General features: G+C 41.5%; 17 protein-coding genes. 8 read left to right on the top strand and 9 right to left on the bottom strand.

Annotated features, from left to right (window positions below; genetic code table 11):
* Positions 1-1029: 1029 nt before the first annotated feature.
* From L2747_RS20735 to L2747_RS20720, 4 genes are all read right to left on the bottom strand, one after another.
* A complete protein-coding gene (locus tag L2747_RS20735; RefSeq protein WP_249000855.1) occupies positions 1030-1467 on the bottom strand; it encodes a hypothetical protein in 438 nt (145 codons plus the stop codon).
* A 308-nt stretch (positions 1468-1775) separates the two neighbouring features.
* Entirely contained in the window at positions 1776-2282 is a 507-nt protein-coding gene (locus tag L2747_RS20730; protein WP_249000854.1) for a M48 metallopeptidase family protein, read from the bottom strand.
* Positions 2283-2426: 144 nt separating this feature from the next.
* Positions 2427-2870, bottom strand: a complete 444-nt coding sequence (locus L2747_RS20725; protein WP_249000853.1) for a DUF3010 family protein — start codon at positions 2868-2870, stop codon at positions 2427-2429.
* A gap of 301 nt (positions 2871-3171) precedes the next feature.
* Positions 3172-4518, bottom strand: coding sequence for a DEAD/DEAH box helicase (locus tag L2747_RS20720; protein WP_249000852.1), 1347 nt, complete (start codon positions 4516-4518; stop codon positions 3172-3174).
* Positions 4519-4768: 250 nt separating this feature from the next.
* On the opposite strand from L2747_RS20720, the gene rssA reads away from it, so the two are divergent.
* A complete protein-coding gene (gene rssA, locus L2747_RS20715) occupies positions 4769-5761 on the top strand; it encodes a patatin-like phospholipase RssA (protein ID WP_249000851.1) in 993 nt (330 codons plus the stop codon).
* Positions 5762-5856: 95 nt separating this feature from the next.
* Here the strand turns inward: rssA and L2747_RS20710 are convergent, their stop codons facing one another.
* Complete coding sequence (locus tag L2747_RS20710) at positions 5857-6855, bottom strand: NADP-dependent oxidoreductase (RefSeq protein WP_249000850.1); 999 nt, start codon at positions 6853-6855, stop codon at positions 5857-5859.
* 179 nt (positions 6856-7034) lie between these two features.
* On the opposite strand from L2747_RS20710, the gene L2747_RS20705 reads away from it, so the two are divergent.
* The 7 genes from L2747_RS20705 to L2747_RS20675 all read left to right on the top strand — a co-directional run bounded on the left by L2747_RS20705 (position 7035) and on the right by L2747_RS20675 (position 13618).
* Positions 7035-7487, top strand: coding sequence for a MarR family winged helix-turn-helix transcriptional regulator (locus L2747_RS20705; RefSeq protein ID WP_249000849.1), 453 nt, complete (start codon positions 7035-7037; stop codon positions 7485-7487).
* Positions 7488-7531: 44 nt separating this feature from the next.
* Positions 7532-8251, top strand: a complete 720-nt coding sequence (locus L2747_RS20700; protein ID WP_249000848.1) for a hypothetical protein — start codon at positions 7532-7534, stop codon at positions 8249-8251.
* A gap of 400 nt (positions 8252-8651) precedes the next feature.
* A complete protein-coding gene (gene nrdD / locus L2747_RS20695) occupies positions 8652-10769 on the top strand; it encodes an anaerobic ribonucleoside-triphosphate reductase (protein ID WP_249000847.1) in 2118 nt (705 codons plus the stop codon).
* Between the two features lie 108 nt (positions 10770-10877).
* Positions 10878-11342, top strand: a complete 465-nt coding sequence (gene nrdG, locus L2747_RS20690; RefSeq protein ID WP_249000846.1) for an anaerobic ribonucleoside-triphosphate reductase-activating protein — start codon at positions 10878-10880, stop codon at positions 11340-11342.
* Between the two features lie 164 nt (positions 11343-11506).
* Positions 11507-11863 (top strand): YibL family ribosome-associated protein, encoded by a 357-nt coding sequence (locus tag L2747_RS20685; RefSeq protein WP_220780593.1) that lies wholly within the window; start codon positions 11507-11509, stop codon positions 11861-11863.
* Between the two features lie 215 nt (positions 11864-12078).
* Complete coding sequence (gene ribA / locus L2747_RS20680; protein WP_249000845.1) at positions 12079-12708, top strand: GTP cyclohydrolase II; 630 nt, start codon at positions 12079-12081, stop codon at positions 12706-12708.
* Between the two features lie 97 nt (positions 12709-12805).
* A complete protein-coding gene (locus L2747_RS20675; RefSeq protein ID WP_249000844.1) occupies positions 12806-13618 on the top strand; it encodes a hypothetical protein in 813 nt (270 codons plus the stop codon).
* Positions 13619-13707: 89 nt separating this feature from the next.
* Here the strand turns inward: L2747_RS20675 and L2747_RS20670 are convergent, their stop codons facing one another.
* From L2747_RS20670 to L2747_RS20655, 4 genes are all read right to left on the bottom strand, one after another.
* On the bottom strand, positions 13708-14028 hold the full coding sequence (locus L2747_RS20670) for a VF530 family protein (RefSeq protein WP_249000843.1): 321 nt from the start codon (positions 14026-14028) through the stop codon (positions 13708-13710).
* Between the two features lie 188 nt (positions 14029-14216).
* Positions 14217-16637: a S8 family serine peptidase gene (locus L2747_RS20665; protein ID WP_249000842.1), complete on the bottom strand. Its 2421-nt coding sequence runs from the start codon at positions 16635-16637 to the stop codon at positions 14217-14219.
* 665 nt (positions 16638-17302) lie between these two features.
* Positions 17303-17701, bottom strand: a complete 399-nt coding sequence (locus tag L2747_RS20660; RefSeq protein WP_249000841.1) for a rhodanese-like domain-containing protein — start codon at positions 17699-17701, stop codon at positions 17303-17305.
* A 22-nt stretch (positions 17702-17723) separates the two neighbouring features.
* Positions 17724-17942, bottom strand: coding sequence for a YgaP family membrane protein (locus tag L2747_RS20655; RefSeq protein WP_249000840.1), 219 nt, complete (start codon positions 17940-17942; stop codon positions 17724-17726).
* Between the last annotated feature and the right edge of the window lie 17 nt (positions 17943-17959).

The following is a 17959-nucleotide window of genomic DNA, read 5'->3' as shown; positions in this document are numbered from 1 at the left end:
GATTGCGAAGAACCACGCACTCTTCCAACAGCATAGCGATTATCTTAAGGGATAGAAGTGAGTATAGTCCCGTCAAGTTCCTTTATTAGATTTTATGGTGATAAAAACAGCCAATTAAATACTGTTTAAATATACAGCTAAAGTTTTTGTATCACCTATAATATATAGGCTCCGTGTTTTTTATGACACGATAACAGTATATTAGGCTGAATTCCGAATAAGAACGGTCTTAATAAGAACAGGTCGCCAATACTTTAATCGCTCAACAATAACAGTAAACCATTGTATCAACAATGAGTTATAACATAGAAAGAACAGATTCTTTGTTTCTTTGCCTGAGTGAAACAAAGAACCTCCGACATTGCATAAAGTGCAATGCTCACGCAGGAAGAAACGTTACTAGGCTTCGGCTTATATGGTAATTCGGGGGCATTTCTAATTTAGAAATCAAACATCTCAGCCAAAAGGTTCCACCAATTATCCCGTGTAGATACGGCCGTGACCGTCCATGACATGGACGTCATGGCCGAGCTTACAGGGATGTATTCATAGCGTGTCACGGCAGTGTCTGCACATGCGCCCGCTGCAGGCGATTGATAACTACATAGCTACAAATTCAAACACGCTATTATGTAGCAACAATACAAAATGTAATTGGCCTTCATTTGAAGGCTAACTCACTTTGGGGCATTTCCTAGTTAGAAACCAAACTCTACAACCAAGTGATTACTCCAATTATCAATTGCAGATACGGCTGAAGCCGTCCATGACAAGGTGAGAGATAACGCAGTTATCAAGCTTTCGAACGAGAGGCTGGATGCCGAACTGGCTCTTTAGCTGGGACGCTATTCGTCATGGCCGAGTTTACAAGGAACCTGTCTTTCACAAAGAGTTATAGCGTGTAACTGAAGTGTCAGTATATGCAGTCGCTGCAGGCGATTGATAGCTATAAAGCTACAAGTTCAAACATTCTACTTGGTAACATCAATTCTAAAATAAATGTAACCAGCCTCCATTTGCAGGCGAAAGTTAAGCTTGTTTACGTTGCTGGACTTTCATCGCACATAAGCAGGCTTTACCGCGTAGGGCGGGGCAACTTTGACAAGCCTTGGTTTTATAAGGCTGGTACAGGTTGATTTGAGCTGAATGCTTAACGGTATAGATACTGCTGTTAGCGTGGCTTGCGCTAGTGGTGTTACTCATATTAGTCATACTAACACCTGCACTAAAGCCATCGTTTGCAGGAATGAGTTTAGTGTACGCCGAGAATTGATTAATCTTTGCTTCAATACGTTTAAGCTTAAGCTGGCGTTTGATTATTTTGAGGCGATATTTACACAGTTTTGCAGCGCGTTTTTTAAGTGAAATATCACTGTTGCTAAGCTCGGTGTAATAGTTGACTTTCTGCTGGTACTTAGCCAGCTTACGGCGTGATTTTTGCTGCTTTTTGACTAACTCATCACTCATCATCAACTACCTAAAATAGAAAGAAAATCAACCTAAAAAACATCAGTGCTAACTTAGCTTATGCTTAAAGCGGTGCTTAAGACTGAGTCGCTAGCGGTGCACTAATGGAGTGTAATGTAAATTAAATCAAATGAAAATCATTATCGTTAAGATTGGTGTAGATTAGTTATTGCTATTATTCAAACCGTTAAGTGGTCTGTCGTACATCCGTGTTGTCAAAGGTTTTAATCTGGTTGATAAGGTAGGGCACTTGAAGAGAATGCAATAGCGCTTTTGTGAAAGCGCCAAAAGGTTACATTTTTAAGGGCTTAACTATACGGGTTTTTACCCGCATCAATTAAGGTCAGCAGCAGTCTTAACTCAAACTCAAGCTGGTGATAATCGCCGTCCATATGGCAGCAGAGCTGGTAAAAGGCTTTATTATGATCTTTCTCTTTTAAGTGAGCTAGCTCGTGTACGACCACCATTCTTAATAGTCCTTCAGGGACTTTTTTCAGCCGTGAAGAGATACGAATTTCATTTTTGGCTTTCAGTTTGGCGCCTTGCTTACGGGCAACATAGGAGTGTAGACCGAGTGCTTGGTGGCTCAGTGAAATTTTATCGTCGAAAATCACTTTTGAGAGTGGTTGGGATTTGCGTAAATACTGGTTTTTAATGTCTATGGTGTAGTCATACAGAGCTTTATCTGTACGAATCGCGTGGATTTCTGGGTGGCGCTTAAGTAAGAACTGCCCAAGCTTATCTTGATCTATCAAGCTTTGAACTTGGTCTTGTATATCGCTTGAGTAACCGGCTAGGTATTTGAGTGGCTGCATGTTTGACTTAAACTTTATGAAGTTGGTTTTAAGGTGTAGATTTTTACATTGGACTAAGAATACTGCTATTAAAATAGATTTTTAAGATATAAAAAGGGCGCAATTTAGTGCGCCCATTCGTCTCTACTTTGTTAGCTGATATGCTTACTCTTCGTCAGTCTTGTAGATAGTCATGTTGTGGAAGGCATAAGCGGCTTCAAATGCGCTCTTTTGGAAACGCTTAAGATCTAGACCTTCAAAATCAACTTGTGGTGGATTACGCTTTAGCTGCTCTTTAATGGCAACTGGCGACACAATTGATACTGCAACAGGTAGGATTTGGATCAATGCTTCTAATTTGAAGCTAGTCACGCTACCAGCGCCTTTGCCTTTTTGCTCACGTTGGATGATAACAATTTCATCAACGCGGTAGTCTTCAATCAACTTACCAAAAGCAAAGTGAAATTCACGCATGGTTTCAGTGCTTTCAGAGTTTGAAATCGCGAACGACTTTTGACGGCAATCCGGCACGTTATACGTTTCGCCTTCATAACTTAATAAACTGATGATGGCTTCGCCACCTTTTAACTCTACGCCACAAACTCTCATGATAAACCTTAAAAAAACAATATTAGCTGTATTGTAACGCTATTTCTTGAAGCGGTCAGCGTTTTAATGCGCTTTCTAATGTATTCAAATCAAATTTTTGTTTTAAGTGATTGTAAGCGGGTTTACCACTGCACATTTAGCTGATGTTTTGTAGAAAATAAGTCGTTGTGATTGACGTAATCACTCTTTGAAGAACTCATTGAATTAGCTCTTAGAGTTAGCCCATTAAAGACAAAAGCCGAAGTGAGATGGCTCACTGCGGCTTTTAAAATTAAGCGTGTATCAGATAAAAGCTTGTCGCTTAATCTTCTGGTGTGTCTTGTAGCTTAGATTTTGGTTTTCTAAGCATTGGCGCATCGCCAACATCAACACCAGTTGCAAAACGTCTATCACGGTTTGCAGCAGCTTTTGCAGCGGTTCTCTTCTTAGCTGTTGCGGCTTTCTTTTTAGCAACGGCTGCAGGTTTGGCTTTACTCTTAGCTGGCGTTTTAGCTTTAAGGCCGCAGAACTTAGCTTTAAGGCCTTCAAGCTCGCTAAAGCTAAAGGTTTTATTCAAGAAAGTTTGCACTTGAGTAAAGTTGACCCAGTCTTTAGGACCAACCAGTGAGATTGCATCGCCTTTAGCACCTGCACGGCCTGTACGGCCAATACGGTGTACATATTCTTCAGCAAACTTTGGCATATCAAAGTTAATGACCAAAGAGACGTTAAGCAAATCTAGACCACGTGAAGCAACATCAGTTGTCACTAGAATTTGCTGCAGACCGCGGCTAAATTCATCCATAATTTGGTTACGCGCATTTTGCTTAAGCTCACCGCTTAGTGATGCGGTTTTAAAACCATCATCTGCTAATTTCTTTGCTAAACGGTCAGTATCTTGTCTAGTCGCAGTAAAGATAATGATTTGCTTTTGCTGCTCTTCTTTAAGAATACGCGTTAATAGCGCCTCTTTATGATCTAAGTGATCACACAAGAAGATACGCTGAGTAATGTCTTTATGCTCTAAGTTACCTGCACCAATTGCTACATGTTCAGGGTGCTTTAATAGCTCGTTAGCGATATCGTTAACATCACCATGATCTAAGGTTGCTGAGAACATTAAGGTTTGGCGACGTTTGTGGTCAGCGGCAGCGTTAATTTGTTTTAGTTGCTCAGCAAAACCTAAATCAAGCATACGGTCAGCTTCATCTAGAATCAGTAGCTCTAAACCATTAAGGTGCAGGTGATGCTGCTTTAGGTGGTCGGCTAAACGGCCTGGGGTTGCCACTACAAAATGTGGATCACGCGCTAACGCTTTTGCTTGATCGTTAAAGTTTTCACCACCTAAAATCTTAGTGGCTTTAAACTGAGTGTTAGCAACTAATAAACGTAGTTGGCTGTACACTTGAGTGGCAAGCTCACGGGTCGGCAATAAAATTACCACGCGTGGGTCGCGCTTACTCAATGCTTTACACGAAATCAGTCTTTGCATAGCCGGCAATAAAAAGGCTAATGTTTTACCTGAGCCAGTTTTAGAAGACGCCATTAAGTCTTTGCCCGCTAAGGCAACAGGAATGGCTTGCTCTTGGATCTCTGTTGGGGTGTCAATGCCCATGTGCTTTAGACTTTGTAACAGACGTTGATCCAGTGCGAAATCGGTAAATTGCAAAGGTGTACTCCATAAATGATACGACCGCGTATTATAACCTACAGATTTGTGATTGCGCTACGAATACCCATCAACTTTGTTCTTCACTTGGTGATATATCTGCTAAAATGCACGTCTTTGCAGGTAAGTTTGCTTTAAAAGGTTTAAGCCTGATTGCCTTGTAGCTGAAATTAAGCAATTTTCTTTTGTAAGTTACAGATGATTAAACCCTATACCTGCTGGTTAAATTGAGTTGTGGAGTCATTAAAGAGTGTCGACAAATAAACAAGCTGTACGAATTGGGTTAGCGTTAGGCAGCGGCGCGGCTAAAGGTTGGGCACATATTGGTGTGCTTAACGGCCTAGCAAAGATGGGCGTTTATCCAGATAAAATCGCTGGTTGTTCGATTGGGGCATTAGTCGGCGCTGCTTATGCTAATGATCATCTTGAAGAGCTTGAAGATTGGGTTCGCAGTTTTAGTAGTTGGGACGTATTAGGTTTAATGGATTTAAGCTGGGGACGCGGTGGTTTAATTGGCGGTGAGCGTGTATTCGACGTGCTGCAAAAACGTATTGGTGATTTGCAAATTACTGACTTGAAAAGGCCGTTTGCCGCAGTAGCAACGGATCTGTATTCAGGCCAGGAGATTTGGTTTACTGAAGGTGATCTGCGCCACGCCGTTAGAGCATCTTGCTCTATGCCCGGCATTTTGCCGCCAGTAAAAGTAGGTAATCGATGGTTAGTTGACGGCGCCGTGGTTAACCCTGTGCCAGTTTCTGTAAGCCGCGCAATGGACGTTGATTTGGTGATTGCAGTCGACTTGCATGGTTTAAAGCGCGGGCGCATGCAAGTATTGCCTGTGAATATGAAAAGCGATAAACCAACGGTTGAAGAAGTAAAAGAAGCCGAAAAGCATCAAGACAAAGGTTTTACTGATCTGTTAGCTAGAGGTCGAGATTACATTAGTGGTTTAACTGAAAAGTTCTCTCTTGGTGGTAAGGCTAATAGCCAACAAAATCCTAATCCGGGTATGTTAGCGGTTATGTCACAATCGATGGATATACTTGAGCAGCGCCATAAACGCGCGCGTTTAATGGGCGATCCGCCTGATATCTGTATCGTTCCGGATTTAGGCGATATTGGTACTATGGAGTTTCATCGTGCTGAAGAGGCAATTGCAGCAGGTGAAGCAGCAGTTGAAAAAGTGGCGCATTTGATTGAAGCGGCGCTTGCACAGCATTCTACTGACATTGCGAAATCGTAGAATCGAACAGTGTTCTATTGAAAGATGATTTTGTAAAATTAAAAAGGCGCAAATAGCGCCTTTTTGTTCTTTAAATTTCCACCGCTAATATTTGATTAGCCTAGTTTAACCACCATCTTGCCACGGTTCTTGCCTTCAAATAGGCCGATAAAGGCATCTGGTGCTTGGCTTAAGCCTTCATAGATGGTTTGCTCAGCATGGACTTTACCGGCTGCTAACCATTGACCCATTTGCGCTGCAAACTCGCCATAATGCTCCCAGTGCTCAAATACAATAAAACCTTCAATTTTCAGTTTCTTGATAATGATCTGTGCAAGATTACTTGGCCCCGGTGTTGGCGCCGTGTCATTATACTGGGCAATCATGCCGCATACTGCAATTCGGCCATGATCTTTCATATTGTTTAATGCTGCACTAAGGTGGTCGCCACCGACATTTTCAAAGTAAACATCAATACCTTCAGGTGCTGCTTGGGCGAGTGCAGCATTTAAATCGCCACAGGTTTTGTAATTTATAACTTCATCTACGCCTAACTTCCGCAGATAATCCGCTTTGTCATTGCTCCCTACAGAGGCGACTACACGTGCGCCCATAAGTTTACCAATTTGTACGGCAACACTGCCTACGGCTCCTGAAGCGGCTGATACAAAAAGAGTTTCGCCAGCTTTTAACTCGGCAATACGGTTAAGCCCTGTCCATGCGGTCATTCCCGGCATACCTAATACGCCTAAAAAGTGTGATTCACACAGTGGGGTCTCTGGTAGACGTGTTATTTCGCTACCGTCAGTGACATAATGACTGCGCCAACCAAGCATGCTGGTAACTTTGCTACCGATAGGAAATTCAGGGTTGAGTGACTCAATCACTTCTCCAATAGCACCGCCATCTAAAGCTTTACCAATTTCAAAGGGAGCAATATAACTTTTTCTATCGATCATGCGGCCACGCATATAAGGATCAACAGACATCCATAAGTTTTTCACCAAAAACTCACCCGGCTTAATAGCTTCTAGCGTAAGCTCTGCTTGGTTAAAGTTATCTGCTACTGGCATGCCTTCTGGACGAGACTTAAGTTGAATGACTTGGCTTTTCATATCTTCCCTTAATTTGTTTGTGCGCAAAGTAATTGAATGCATCATAGATAAACACATTTGAAATTGCAAATAGTTTGCGCGCAAACTACTTGTTCGCAAATATAACTGATGCTGGCTAGTGTTAGTGGTTTATGTGGGTTAATATTAGCGTTATCTCGCCTAACTAAAGTTTACTTGTAGTGACCGAAAACGACGTAACACCATCTTCTAATGCTAGCCTTTCTGACAATGTTTGCTTTGCACTTTACACTGCGACCAATGCACTAATGCGAGCCTATCGTCCATTACTTGAAAGATATGAACTTACTTACCCACAATATTTAGTGATGCAAGCGCTTTGGCTAAGTGACAGAGTGAACTTAACCCAAGTGTCGCAATCAACTCGCCTTGATATGGGAACCTTAACGCCGATTGTTAAACGATTAGAAAGTAAGGGTTTTTTGCAGCGCCTCGCTGATGAAACCGATGAGCGGAAGAAAGTGATTGCTTTAACTCTTGCAGGGGGTGATTTGAAAGTAGAAGCACAAGCCCTAAAACAAACCTTGCTAGATAAAGTCGATATGACAGCACAAGAGGTTGAGCAGCTTAGAGGTCTATGTCTAAGTTTGACACAAGAATTGACGCAAAAGTAATCACTTGTTTTGCAAATCGATAAGTCGGCACGTTAAATGCTTTATTGGCAGTATCTCTTTATTACGCCGACATTTTGACGATGAATCCACTGAGCAGTATTAATCACGCAATCAACAATAATGCAGTATCTGACGCTTACGGTGTTAATAGTGGTCAGTCAAATGTCGGTAATACTGCTAGGGTGGGGAGTTCAGGCGCTAAATCAGCGGAGTCGGCAGCAAGCGAGCTGACGACAAAGGATAATACCTTAGTTTTGTCCAGCCGCGCTGAACGCGCCCAAAAAATAGAAGCTATGGCTAATGACTTCTTCAAAGGTGGTAACTTCACTTCGGCGCAACTGCCATCTTTAATTCAACGCTTATATCAAGATGGTATTTTGTCAGAAGGGCAATTGAATCGTTTATCTAGCAGTGGGTTTGATATTCCGCCCGCCGACAATCAGTCATTATCAGACTTTATTGATGAGCAGCGCAGCGCACTCACTAATAACGAAGAAGATAAAAAATTGGCAGAGATGCTAGATGATGCGAAGTGGGTGATGGGCACAATGGAAATTTCACAATCTCCACTCGTTGCGCAAAAGGCCAATCGTGTTTCTAGCCAGATTACCGAGCTGCTGCAGTCAGACAGACCATTAACTGATGAGCAAAGAAACCACTACCAAGGGATCAAGTCGTTAATGCAGTTAACCTCGATGACTGGCGATCATCAACAAGACAATGGTCAGCTTAATAGTTACCTTGCATTGGCAAGTCGTCACTAAACTGAGCCGTTTTTTGTCTTGAATTACACTTTATCATCAGTCAAAACGACTCCACAGAGATAAGCTCTTAGTGCTAATCGCTTTACCTTTATTAAACTAGCCAATAGGTTGCAGTCAGCAAGCTGCAATGGTGGATATTTCTGTTGATTTTTATCCACAATTTATACCTCAATTATCCTGCTTCTAGCCCGCTTCTTTGCCTTCGTCAAGGCCATTATTTTAGATAAGCGGGTTTATTTGCATAACTGTTTTCTTATTGTCTTCCTCTTTTAAAATAATGATCTGGATCAAAGTACTTAACGCAAATTTATAGCTTAATGCGCCACATATTGTGATTTATAGAAAAAGTGGCACTATATGTAGTGTTACTTAGTTGAGCGACCTAAAGAGGATTTATACAATGCCAGTGGTTATTAAACGGGATGGTTACCGTACGCCTTTTGACGAAACAAGGATTAAAGATGCCGTGATAGCAGCTGCTAACTCGGCAGGCATTGAGTGCGCTGAATACGCACAACAGGTCGCTGAAATTGTTACTGCTAGTGTGGCTGATTTAGACGAAGTTAAGATCCATGATCTGCAAGATACTGTTGAAAATTTGCTGATGGAAGGCCCTTATAAATCACTTGCACGTATGTACATTGAGTATCGTCACGATAGAGATGTTCATCGCGAAGTGAGCAGCCGTTTAAACACAGAGATCCGTGGTCTTGTTGAGCAAAGTAATGCGGCATTGTTAAATGAAAATGCTAACAAAGACTCAAAAGTTATTCCGACTCAACGCGATCTACTTGCAGGTATCGTGGCGAAGCATTACGCCAAATGCCATATCTTGCCAAAGGATGTGGTTGCGGCTCACGAGTCAGGTGAAATTCATTACCATGACTTAGATTATGCACCATTCTTCCCTATGTTTAACTGTATGCTAATTGATTTAAGCGGCATGTTAACCCATGGCTTTAAAATGGGTAATGCTGAAATCGAAACGCCTAAGTCTATTTCGACAGCGACAGCAGTAACTGCGCAAATTATTGCGCAAGTTGCTAGCCACATCTACGGCGGTACAACCATTAACCGCATCGATGAGGTATTAGCACCATTTGTGACTAAGAGCTACGATAAGCACTATCAAGTGGCGCTTAAGTGGGAAATTAGCGACGCTGAAGCATTTGCTAAAGCACAAACTGAAAAAGAGTGTCACGACGCATTTCAGTCATTAGAGTATGAAGTAAACACATTGCATACCGCTAATGGCCAAACGCCATTTGTTACTTTTGGCTTTGGTTTAGGAATCTCTTGGGAATCTCGTTTAATTCAGCAATCAATGATGAAAGTGCGTATTGCTGGTCTCGGTAAAAACCGTAAAACAGCAGTATTCCCTAAGTTAGTATTTGCAATTCGCGACGGTGTTAACCATAAAGCCGGCGATTGTAACTACGATATCAAGCAACTTGCTCTGCAGTGTGCTTCAACTCGTATGTACCCAGATATCCTTAACTATGAACAAGTTGAAAAAGTAACTGGTTCATTTAAGACGCCTATGGGTTGCCGTAGTTTCTTAGGTACTTATGAGCAAGATGGCGAATTAGTCCACGAAGGCCGTAACAACCTAGGTGTAGTTAGCTTAAACTTGCCACGTATCGCTCTTGAAGCTAAAGGCGACGAGGCTGAGTTTTACCGGATTTTAGATACGCGTTTAGAGATGGCTCGTAAAGCTCTTGATACTCGTATTGCTCGTCTTGAGGGCGTTAAGGCACGTGTTGCTCCTATCCTTTATATGGAAGGCGCTTGTGGCGTGCGCTTAAAGGCTGATGACGATGTATCTGAAATCTTTAAAAATGGTCGTGCATCAATTTCTTTAGGTTATATTGGCCTACACGAAACAATTAATGCGCTTTATGGTACTGAAGAGCATATTTACGATAGCGAAGTGCTACGTGAGAAAGCGATTGCAGTGATCAAGCATATGAAGCAGGCAACCGATAGCTGGAAAGCTGAGTCTGGTTATGCATTTAGCCTATACAGTACTCCAAGTGAAAACCTATGTAGTCGTTTTTGCGCATTAGACACTAAAGTATTTGGTGTGGTTGATGGCGTGACAGCAAAAGGTTATTACACTAACAGCTTCCATTTGGACGTTGAAAAGCAGGTTAATCCGTACGACAAGATTGACTTTGAATTGCCGTATCCAGAATTAGCTAACGGTGGATTCATCTGTTACGGCGAATTCCCTAACATGCAAAATAACGTTGAAGCATTAGAAAACGTTTGGGATTATAGCTACCACAAAGTGCCATATTACGGTACTAATACACCGATTGACGAGTGTTATGACTGCGGATATACCGGCGAGTTTAGCTGTACAAGTAAAGGTTTTACTTGTCCTAAGTGTGGCAACCATGAGCCAAGTCGCGTATCGGTAACTCGCCGTGTGTGTGGTTACTTAGGTAGTCCAGATGCAAGACCGTTTAACTACGGTAAACAAGAAGAAGTTAAGCGCCGCGTTAAACACCTATAGTACTTGTACTCAATGTAGGTAAAACGGCTAATGCTTCAATGTGTGTTAGCTAAAATTAAGGTGCTGTGTTCAGCACCTTTTTTGTTTTCTAGCTGGAATTAATTGATTATGAATTATCATCAATATTATCAAACCGATGTGATCAACGGTCCGGGCACGCGAGCGACACTATTTGTGTCAGGATGTGAGCATCAGTGCCGTGGTTGTTATAACCAGTCGACGTGGAACCCTTGTTCAGGGCATTTGTTCGACGAGCAGATGCAACAACGTATTATTGATGATTTGAATGATAATCGAATTAAACGACGTGGTTTATCACTCTCTGGTGGTGACCCACTATTTCCTGCCAATGTTGCAGCGATATTAGCGCTGGTAAAGCAAGTTATAGAGCAATGTCCAGCTAAGGATATCTGGCTTTGGACGGGCTATCGTCTAGAAGAATTAAGCGCAGAACAACAAGCTGTTGTGGATTTAGTTAATGTGGTTGTCGATGGTAAGTTTGAGCAAGAGCTTGCCGATCCTAGCTTGGTTTTTAGAGGTAGTAGTAACCAGACAATCCATTATTTGCGATAAATACGCTAATGGTGCGAAGCAACTTGTATGTTGTTTCACTATAAACCTAGGTAAAACTGGTTTATTTGCTGTTATAATGTGGCAATAATAGAAAACGGCGTCAGATCACTGAGGCTGTTTTTGTTTCTAAACGTGTTATTTAGATTTGAATTTAAGGTTTGTAAATGAATTTAAAGCAGGAGCTGCAAACGCTCAACGATAAGTTAGACAAATTTCGTCGTAAGCTAGCAGCAGCTGAAAAGCGCAGCGATCCAACAGTTGTGATCCAGTTTAAGCAAGAAATTGCAGCTATCACTAAGCGGATCAGTAGCGTGAAAGGTCAGCAAACACGTGAACTAAGCAAACAAGGCGGTACTGTTGCAGGCCTTAAGTTTAGCCGTGTATTGACCAAAGCAGAACAAGCCGACATGGGTAAGTTGAAAAAATCGGTTAAAGGACTTGTGGTTGTTCACCCTATGACGGCGTTAGGCCGTGAAATGGGTATTAAACAAGTCACAGGTTTCGCACCAAAAGAGTTTTAAGTACTTTTAGTTATTCATTTAGTGAGCCGCTTCAAGGTTATCACTAGATAGTAAGCTTATGCTGGCTCGAAGACAGTTAAGGTGAATTTGAAAATCAATGACACCTTAAACTGACTAAATCATAGAGCTAGCAAGAGTTTCGTCTCAAGCCATTTATTTTCTTTATCAGGACGTTTGCAGTCTCAAGGAATGAGAGTTGTCGTTAAGGTTTTTTCATGTCGATTAAATACATCGCGTCTTCAAAACTACCAACACCTTGGGGTGTTTTCGAAATGCATGGTTTTGAAGATAGTGAGACGGGTAAAGAGCATGTAGCACTTACCTTTGGTACATTTTCTCCAGAAGTCCCTGTTTTAGGGCGTATTCATTCAGAATGTCTAACCGGTGATGCATTATTTAGTTTGCGTTGTGACTGTGGTTTTCAGTTGCAAACCGCAATGCAAAATGTTGCGGAAGAAGGCCAAGGTTTTATTCTTTATCTACGCCAAGAAGGGCGTGGTATTGGCTTGCTTAATAAAATCCGTGCTTATGAGTTGCAAGATCAAGGTGCAAATACGGTTGAAGCTAACGAGCGTTTAGGCTTTGAAGCTGACATGCGTAAATACGATATGATTATTCCTATGATGGAAAAAATCGGAATCGCAAAAGTACGCTTAATGACTAATAATCCACGTAAAGTAAAAGCCATGCAAAGCTTTGGTCTTGAAGTGGTAGAGCGAGTTCCACTGCAAGTGGGTAAGAATCGTTATAATGAAGATTATCTGAAGACCAAATCGACTCAATTAGGTCATATGATGTCAGAACATCACTTTATTGAGACTGATCCTAAAGCGAGTGAAGATTAACTTGCTCGGATAAAGCGTCAATTCTCATGGCTTTTACCCCTCTATATCGCTATATTCGGGCTATCAATTAACATTTTATTTTATATAAAGTTTGTTTATGGCCCGTTTGTGTTACCTTGTTTTATTACTGCCGCTGTATACCTTATCCGTTAAGGCTGAGACCGAAGTTGATTATAGCCATTACGCATTTGCTAATTATCTTGGTAGTGGAATTTATCGAACCTCTGGTCAAAATGCGACCGTCGCTAATATCCCGTTAAGCTTTGACTTACAACGGAGCGATACTGAATCGTTAGTGCTTAATACTCCTGTTTCTATGGGGTTTTTCAATTTTACTTGGAGTGACTTACCAGACGGTGACTTTCCGTCTAGTGTTGGAACTCTCGCTATTACTCCTGGTATTGAGTACCGAGTTAAAACGTCAGACACTCATGAGTTTCAAACCTATGCCGATCTAGGCTTTGGTACTAACTTTACCAATAGCAATGACGTCATGATCTATTCTGCTGGGATGTCGAGCTTACTTGATTTTGAACTTGGCGACACATCGCCCATTTGGGTTAATCGCGTTTTCTTTGCTGGCTATACCACATTAAATGACAATAGTAGCGAGACCTATTCTGCGCTGCAGTCAGGTGTTGATATCGGTACCAACTATTATTTTCAAGTGAAAGGGGTCGAGGTCGAACCGCGATTTTTTGTGGCGGGTTATTGGTACTTTGACCGCTTAAAGTTTACTACACCTTTTGAGGACGATGTATTAGTCGCCAATAGCTATGAGGTTGGAATGACTTTCGCTTTTTCTAAACCAGTAGGTTGGGACTTGATTAATATTGAACGTTTTGGCTTGAGTTATCGTGCAGGAGATGGAGTGGAGGTTTGGCGCTTAATCTTTGAGTTCCCGATATAGTGCTAATCTAACTTAAGCTAATGATGGGAATTAGCAATAGGTTGGTTTATCAATCAAACCAACCTATTCACGTCTATCTTCGTCGGTGATTACCTGTCGCCCCAGATCTTTATATTAGCAGCTGGCAGTTGTTTTCTTTGCTTCACAGGCTTAGCTATGGCGGGTTCATCACTGTACGCTTTAGGTGCAGGTAAAGGTAGCTTGTTCATTTTCAAGTAAAGGTATTCCACTTTATCTCTTGCCCATGGGGTTTTACGTAAAAACTTGAGGCTAGATTTAATACTTGGATCATGATTAAAGCAGCGGATATCAATACGGCTGCCTAGCTCTTCCCAACCATAGTGATCAACAAGATCAGTTAATAAATCTTCGAGCTTTATGCCGTGGAGTGGATTGTTTGCTTGGGTCATAGTGTGGTTGCAATCATCTTGTTGGTACTTACCTGAATGAGCTAATTATATCAGCTTATTTGTGGCAGATCTTTATAGATTGAATACGGCTTGCAATTGGCATGACTCAACCTATGTCATTGACGTCATCACCCCTAAATAAAAAGAGAGCTTATTAAGCTCTCTTTAATCATTTTGCTACTGCAAGTTTATTGGAAGCTGAGTTCCCATGAGTTAATGCTGCCAGTATCACGGCGCGCACTATCAACAGCTTTTAGTTTCCAGTCACCAGCAGAACCAACACCTGACATATCTACAGTATATGTTTTGATAATGTCATTACTGCTGCCACCTGAATTGTCATGTAAAACTGCAATTTGGCCTGTTGGGCTATGAAGCTCAACCTGTAGATCGCCAATATAAGTGTGGCTGATGTTAACCTTGACTGTAACGTTCCCAGAATCACCTGTACGCGTTGCTGCAATGACACTTTCAACGCCAACGCTACTGTTATCTGGAATATTGTAGCTGTTAGTGTTGGTGTATGTTGCTGGGCCACCGGTATTACCACCACCAGTTGACTCATTAAAGCTAGCAACTAAATTTACTGAGTTAAATGCACTGTAACCTTGTACCATCACATAATAGGTACCAGATTGCGCATTAGTGATAGGGCATGATTCATTGTTACCATTTTTCCATGGACGACAATCATAGCTATTACTTGTCGGAGATGCGCCATACTGAACGTATAGATCTGCATCGCCTGTTCCGCCGCTCATATTAAAGCTCAGATCAGTTGCACCAGCTGGTACATCTATTGAGTAATACAGCTCATCACCTTTAGCGCCTGCAAGGTTTGCCTTAGTGACACCATTGACTAATACGTTGTCACCAGGCCCTGTTCCTGGGTCTGTTGGACCATCACAAGATTGGTCTAAATAGGCTTTAGCTGCATTTGCGTCTACTAAACCAAAACCCGTTTTATTATCACGGCCTGCAGTTTCTAAATCTTCTGCAGTTGCTTTTAGTGCATTACGAACCTGTTCTGCACTACATTGAGTGTGATGACTCCAAACTAATGTTGCTACGCCCGATACATGAGGGGTTGCCATTGATGTACCGTTGTAATACTCATAGTCTTCATTATCAGTATTAGAAACCGTAACACTGCTACCTAGTTGGTTTTTAAGTGCTAAACCCGTAGCGCGGTCAACTGAAACTGACACTAATGGGGCTTCGTTATTGCTATCTACAAGGAATGGGTTTTGTAAACCGGGTAGGGTGCTATTACTGTAAACAATAGCTGCGGTTGCTCCGGCTGTCGCACAAGCTTTTACTGCATTGATTTCAGGGTAGCTAGTACCTTGGTTACCAACGCGTTCGACTAAACAAACTTTGTTACTCATGTTGCCACAATTAAATGTACTGCCATTAATTGTACATTCTGCCAAAACGCCTGTTGCACTGCCGATAAATGGCGAGCTTACGTGGCTAGAACCAGATTGTACGTAGCGATTATGAGGCACAACACCATTATCAAAATAAGACTGACCACCAATATTAATGTCTGCTAGGCGGCCTTCACCTCGGGTTACAGTAGATAAAATCGCTTCACCGGGACCAGAGATCTCAACTTGATCGGTATATTGCGAAAATGCGGCATGATCTTTATTACTGTCGACTGCAGCAACTGACATCACAGAGTCATAAGAGGCTGGGTAGCTATGGGTGGCGTTACCGTCGTTACCTGCAGCTGCAATAAGTAAAACACCATTACTTTCATGAGCGGCTAAGGCATTTCGCTCGCTGTTGCTTGAGCTAGAACCGCCAAGGCTCATAGTCACAACATTGGCTCCATTATTCACACAAGTGTCTACGGCTGAAATCAGTGATGATGAATAACCCCAACCCGACGCGTTAAATACTTTAATAACGTGGATGTTGGCATTTTGGTTTGGCATGACACCAACAACCCCTTCGTTGTTAGCTATTGCAGCAATAGTGCCGGCTACGTGAGTACCGTGAGCATTGCCTGTTCCTGGATCGAACCAGTTTGCTGTCCCTGAATTATTAGTACCTGTGACATTATTGGCATTGAGGTCATTGTGGCCTCTATCGTATCCAGAGTCGATAATACAAATGGTACGGTTACCTGCTTGGCTATCACTCAGGCTCGTTGCACCTACATAGGTTTGCCCCCAAGGCGTAGTTTCAGATAATAGACGGCGAGGCACATCTTCTTCAACATAATCAACATCTGAGCGGAATCTTAAGGCTTGAATGTTGTTGTTATCGAGTTTAACTGAGTAGCTATTAGTGCGACCAATTCGTTTCATCTCTTTAGCTGAAACGCTATTTAGAGCACGAAAGTGAGAAAAAACTTCATTTGTTCTAGGCTCGTATTGAGCATCTTGCATGCTATCAGTGGATTGTACGAAGCCAGCAGCTGCATTGGCGTTTTTAAACTTAACGATATAGCGCTTTGGCAAAGGATTATCATTGCTTATTTGCGCGCTATTCACGCCAAGGTTAGGGTCAAATGAAGGAGCTGCGCTTACACTTGCAGAAACCGCAAGTGCAAGCACAGAAAGCGATAACGCTGCTTGAGTTACATTTCTTGTAGTCATTACTGTCTTCCATGTTATTCAGGATATTTATTTGTTTTTTATAATTTTTGCAGAACATAATTCAAATATATGCTTCAGCGACAATAAATGTATCTGTACGTGAAAACTTTGTAAACAAATTGTTAATCAGTTGGTGATAAAAGTGCCTAGTTGGAATTAATTGTTTACACTGAATAGGTATTCACCACTTTTGAGCTTTAATGGTTTTTAATTCGAATTTGTATTGTTTTTATTCTCAGGGTGAGGTGCTGCGAATTTTTGTATAAAATAAGCAGAATCAACTAGATTAGTGTTAGCTAAATTTAAGCTTTTGAAATTATGGGTTAAATTATCACCACACATTTTGGTTATAACTTATACCAATAGGTGACTAACGCATTAGTTTTAACTGCTAAATTAAGTCCAAATATCAATATTTAAGTTTGTTTTATGCTCGAACTTAGGGGGATAAATTTAACGTTACAACAAGGTAGGTTTATTACAGTTGGAATTAATATATCTCAATGAGATACATGAAAAGGTTGGGCCAAGTTTTTAGATAAATACCTTGATAAAAGTGCCGAAGATAGCGCCAATCTTATATAAACAGGCAATTAAAAGGGAATCGCACGCTTTTAATTGCCTTAAATCTATTTCGGTATTTGCTACGAGCAGCCGAAGTTGAATTATTTGGGCTTTGCATTCATTAACGTTTGATAAGCCCCACCATTGTAGACATTGCTGTAGCCGTCAGTGACTAGCATTTTATTGGCGATCCCACTGCGATTACCACTGCGACAGTACACGATGATAGAGCGGTCTTTTGCAATTTCCTTGGTGGTCAACTCACTTGTGATCTGCTGATAGGGAATATTAATTGCGTTAGGTAAATGGCCTTGAGCAAATTCTCCAGGGGTACGCACATCAATTACTAGAGCCCCAGCTTCAATTTTTTGCCAGGTAACTTTAGCATCTTGATCGGCAGCCATTGAAAATGTGCTAACCAGCATAAGCAGCACACTTAATCCTAACAACCATGTTATTTTTACTGGCAGTTTCAGCAGCGTATTTAAAGCGTTACTCATCAATGTACCTATATATTATGGTTTAATTTTTAGTGGCAGTCGCTAATTGGGCTTCAGTTTCAAAGCCTATTTTCTTCAAAATTATGGCTGCCGGACAAAATCCAGTATAGGCGCTTTGTAATAAATTTGCTCCAACAAAAACTGTGAGCCAGATAAAATTATCGTTAATCCATATAGTTAGCATAACTGACAACAAAACCATAAATCCTGCAAATGCCATAATTGCTCTTTCAATAGACATACAATCTCCTTATACCG

Origin of the sequence: Shewanella marinintestina, assembly GCF_023283845.1 — a bacterium.
GTDB lineage: Bacteria > Pseudomonadota > Gammaproteobacteria > Enterobacterales > Shewanellaceae > Shewanella > Shewanella marinintestina.
Note: the sequence above shows the minus strand (reverse complement) of the source record. Positions and strands in the feature narration are given on the sequence as shown.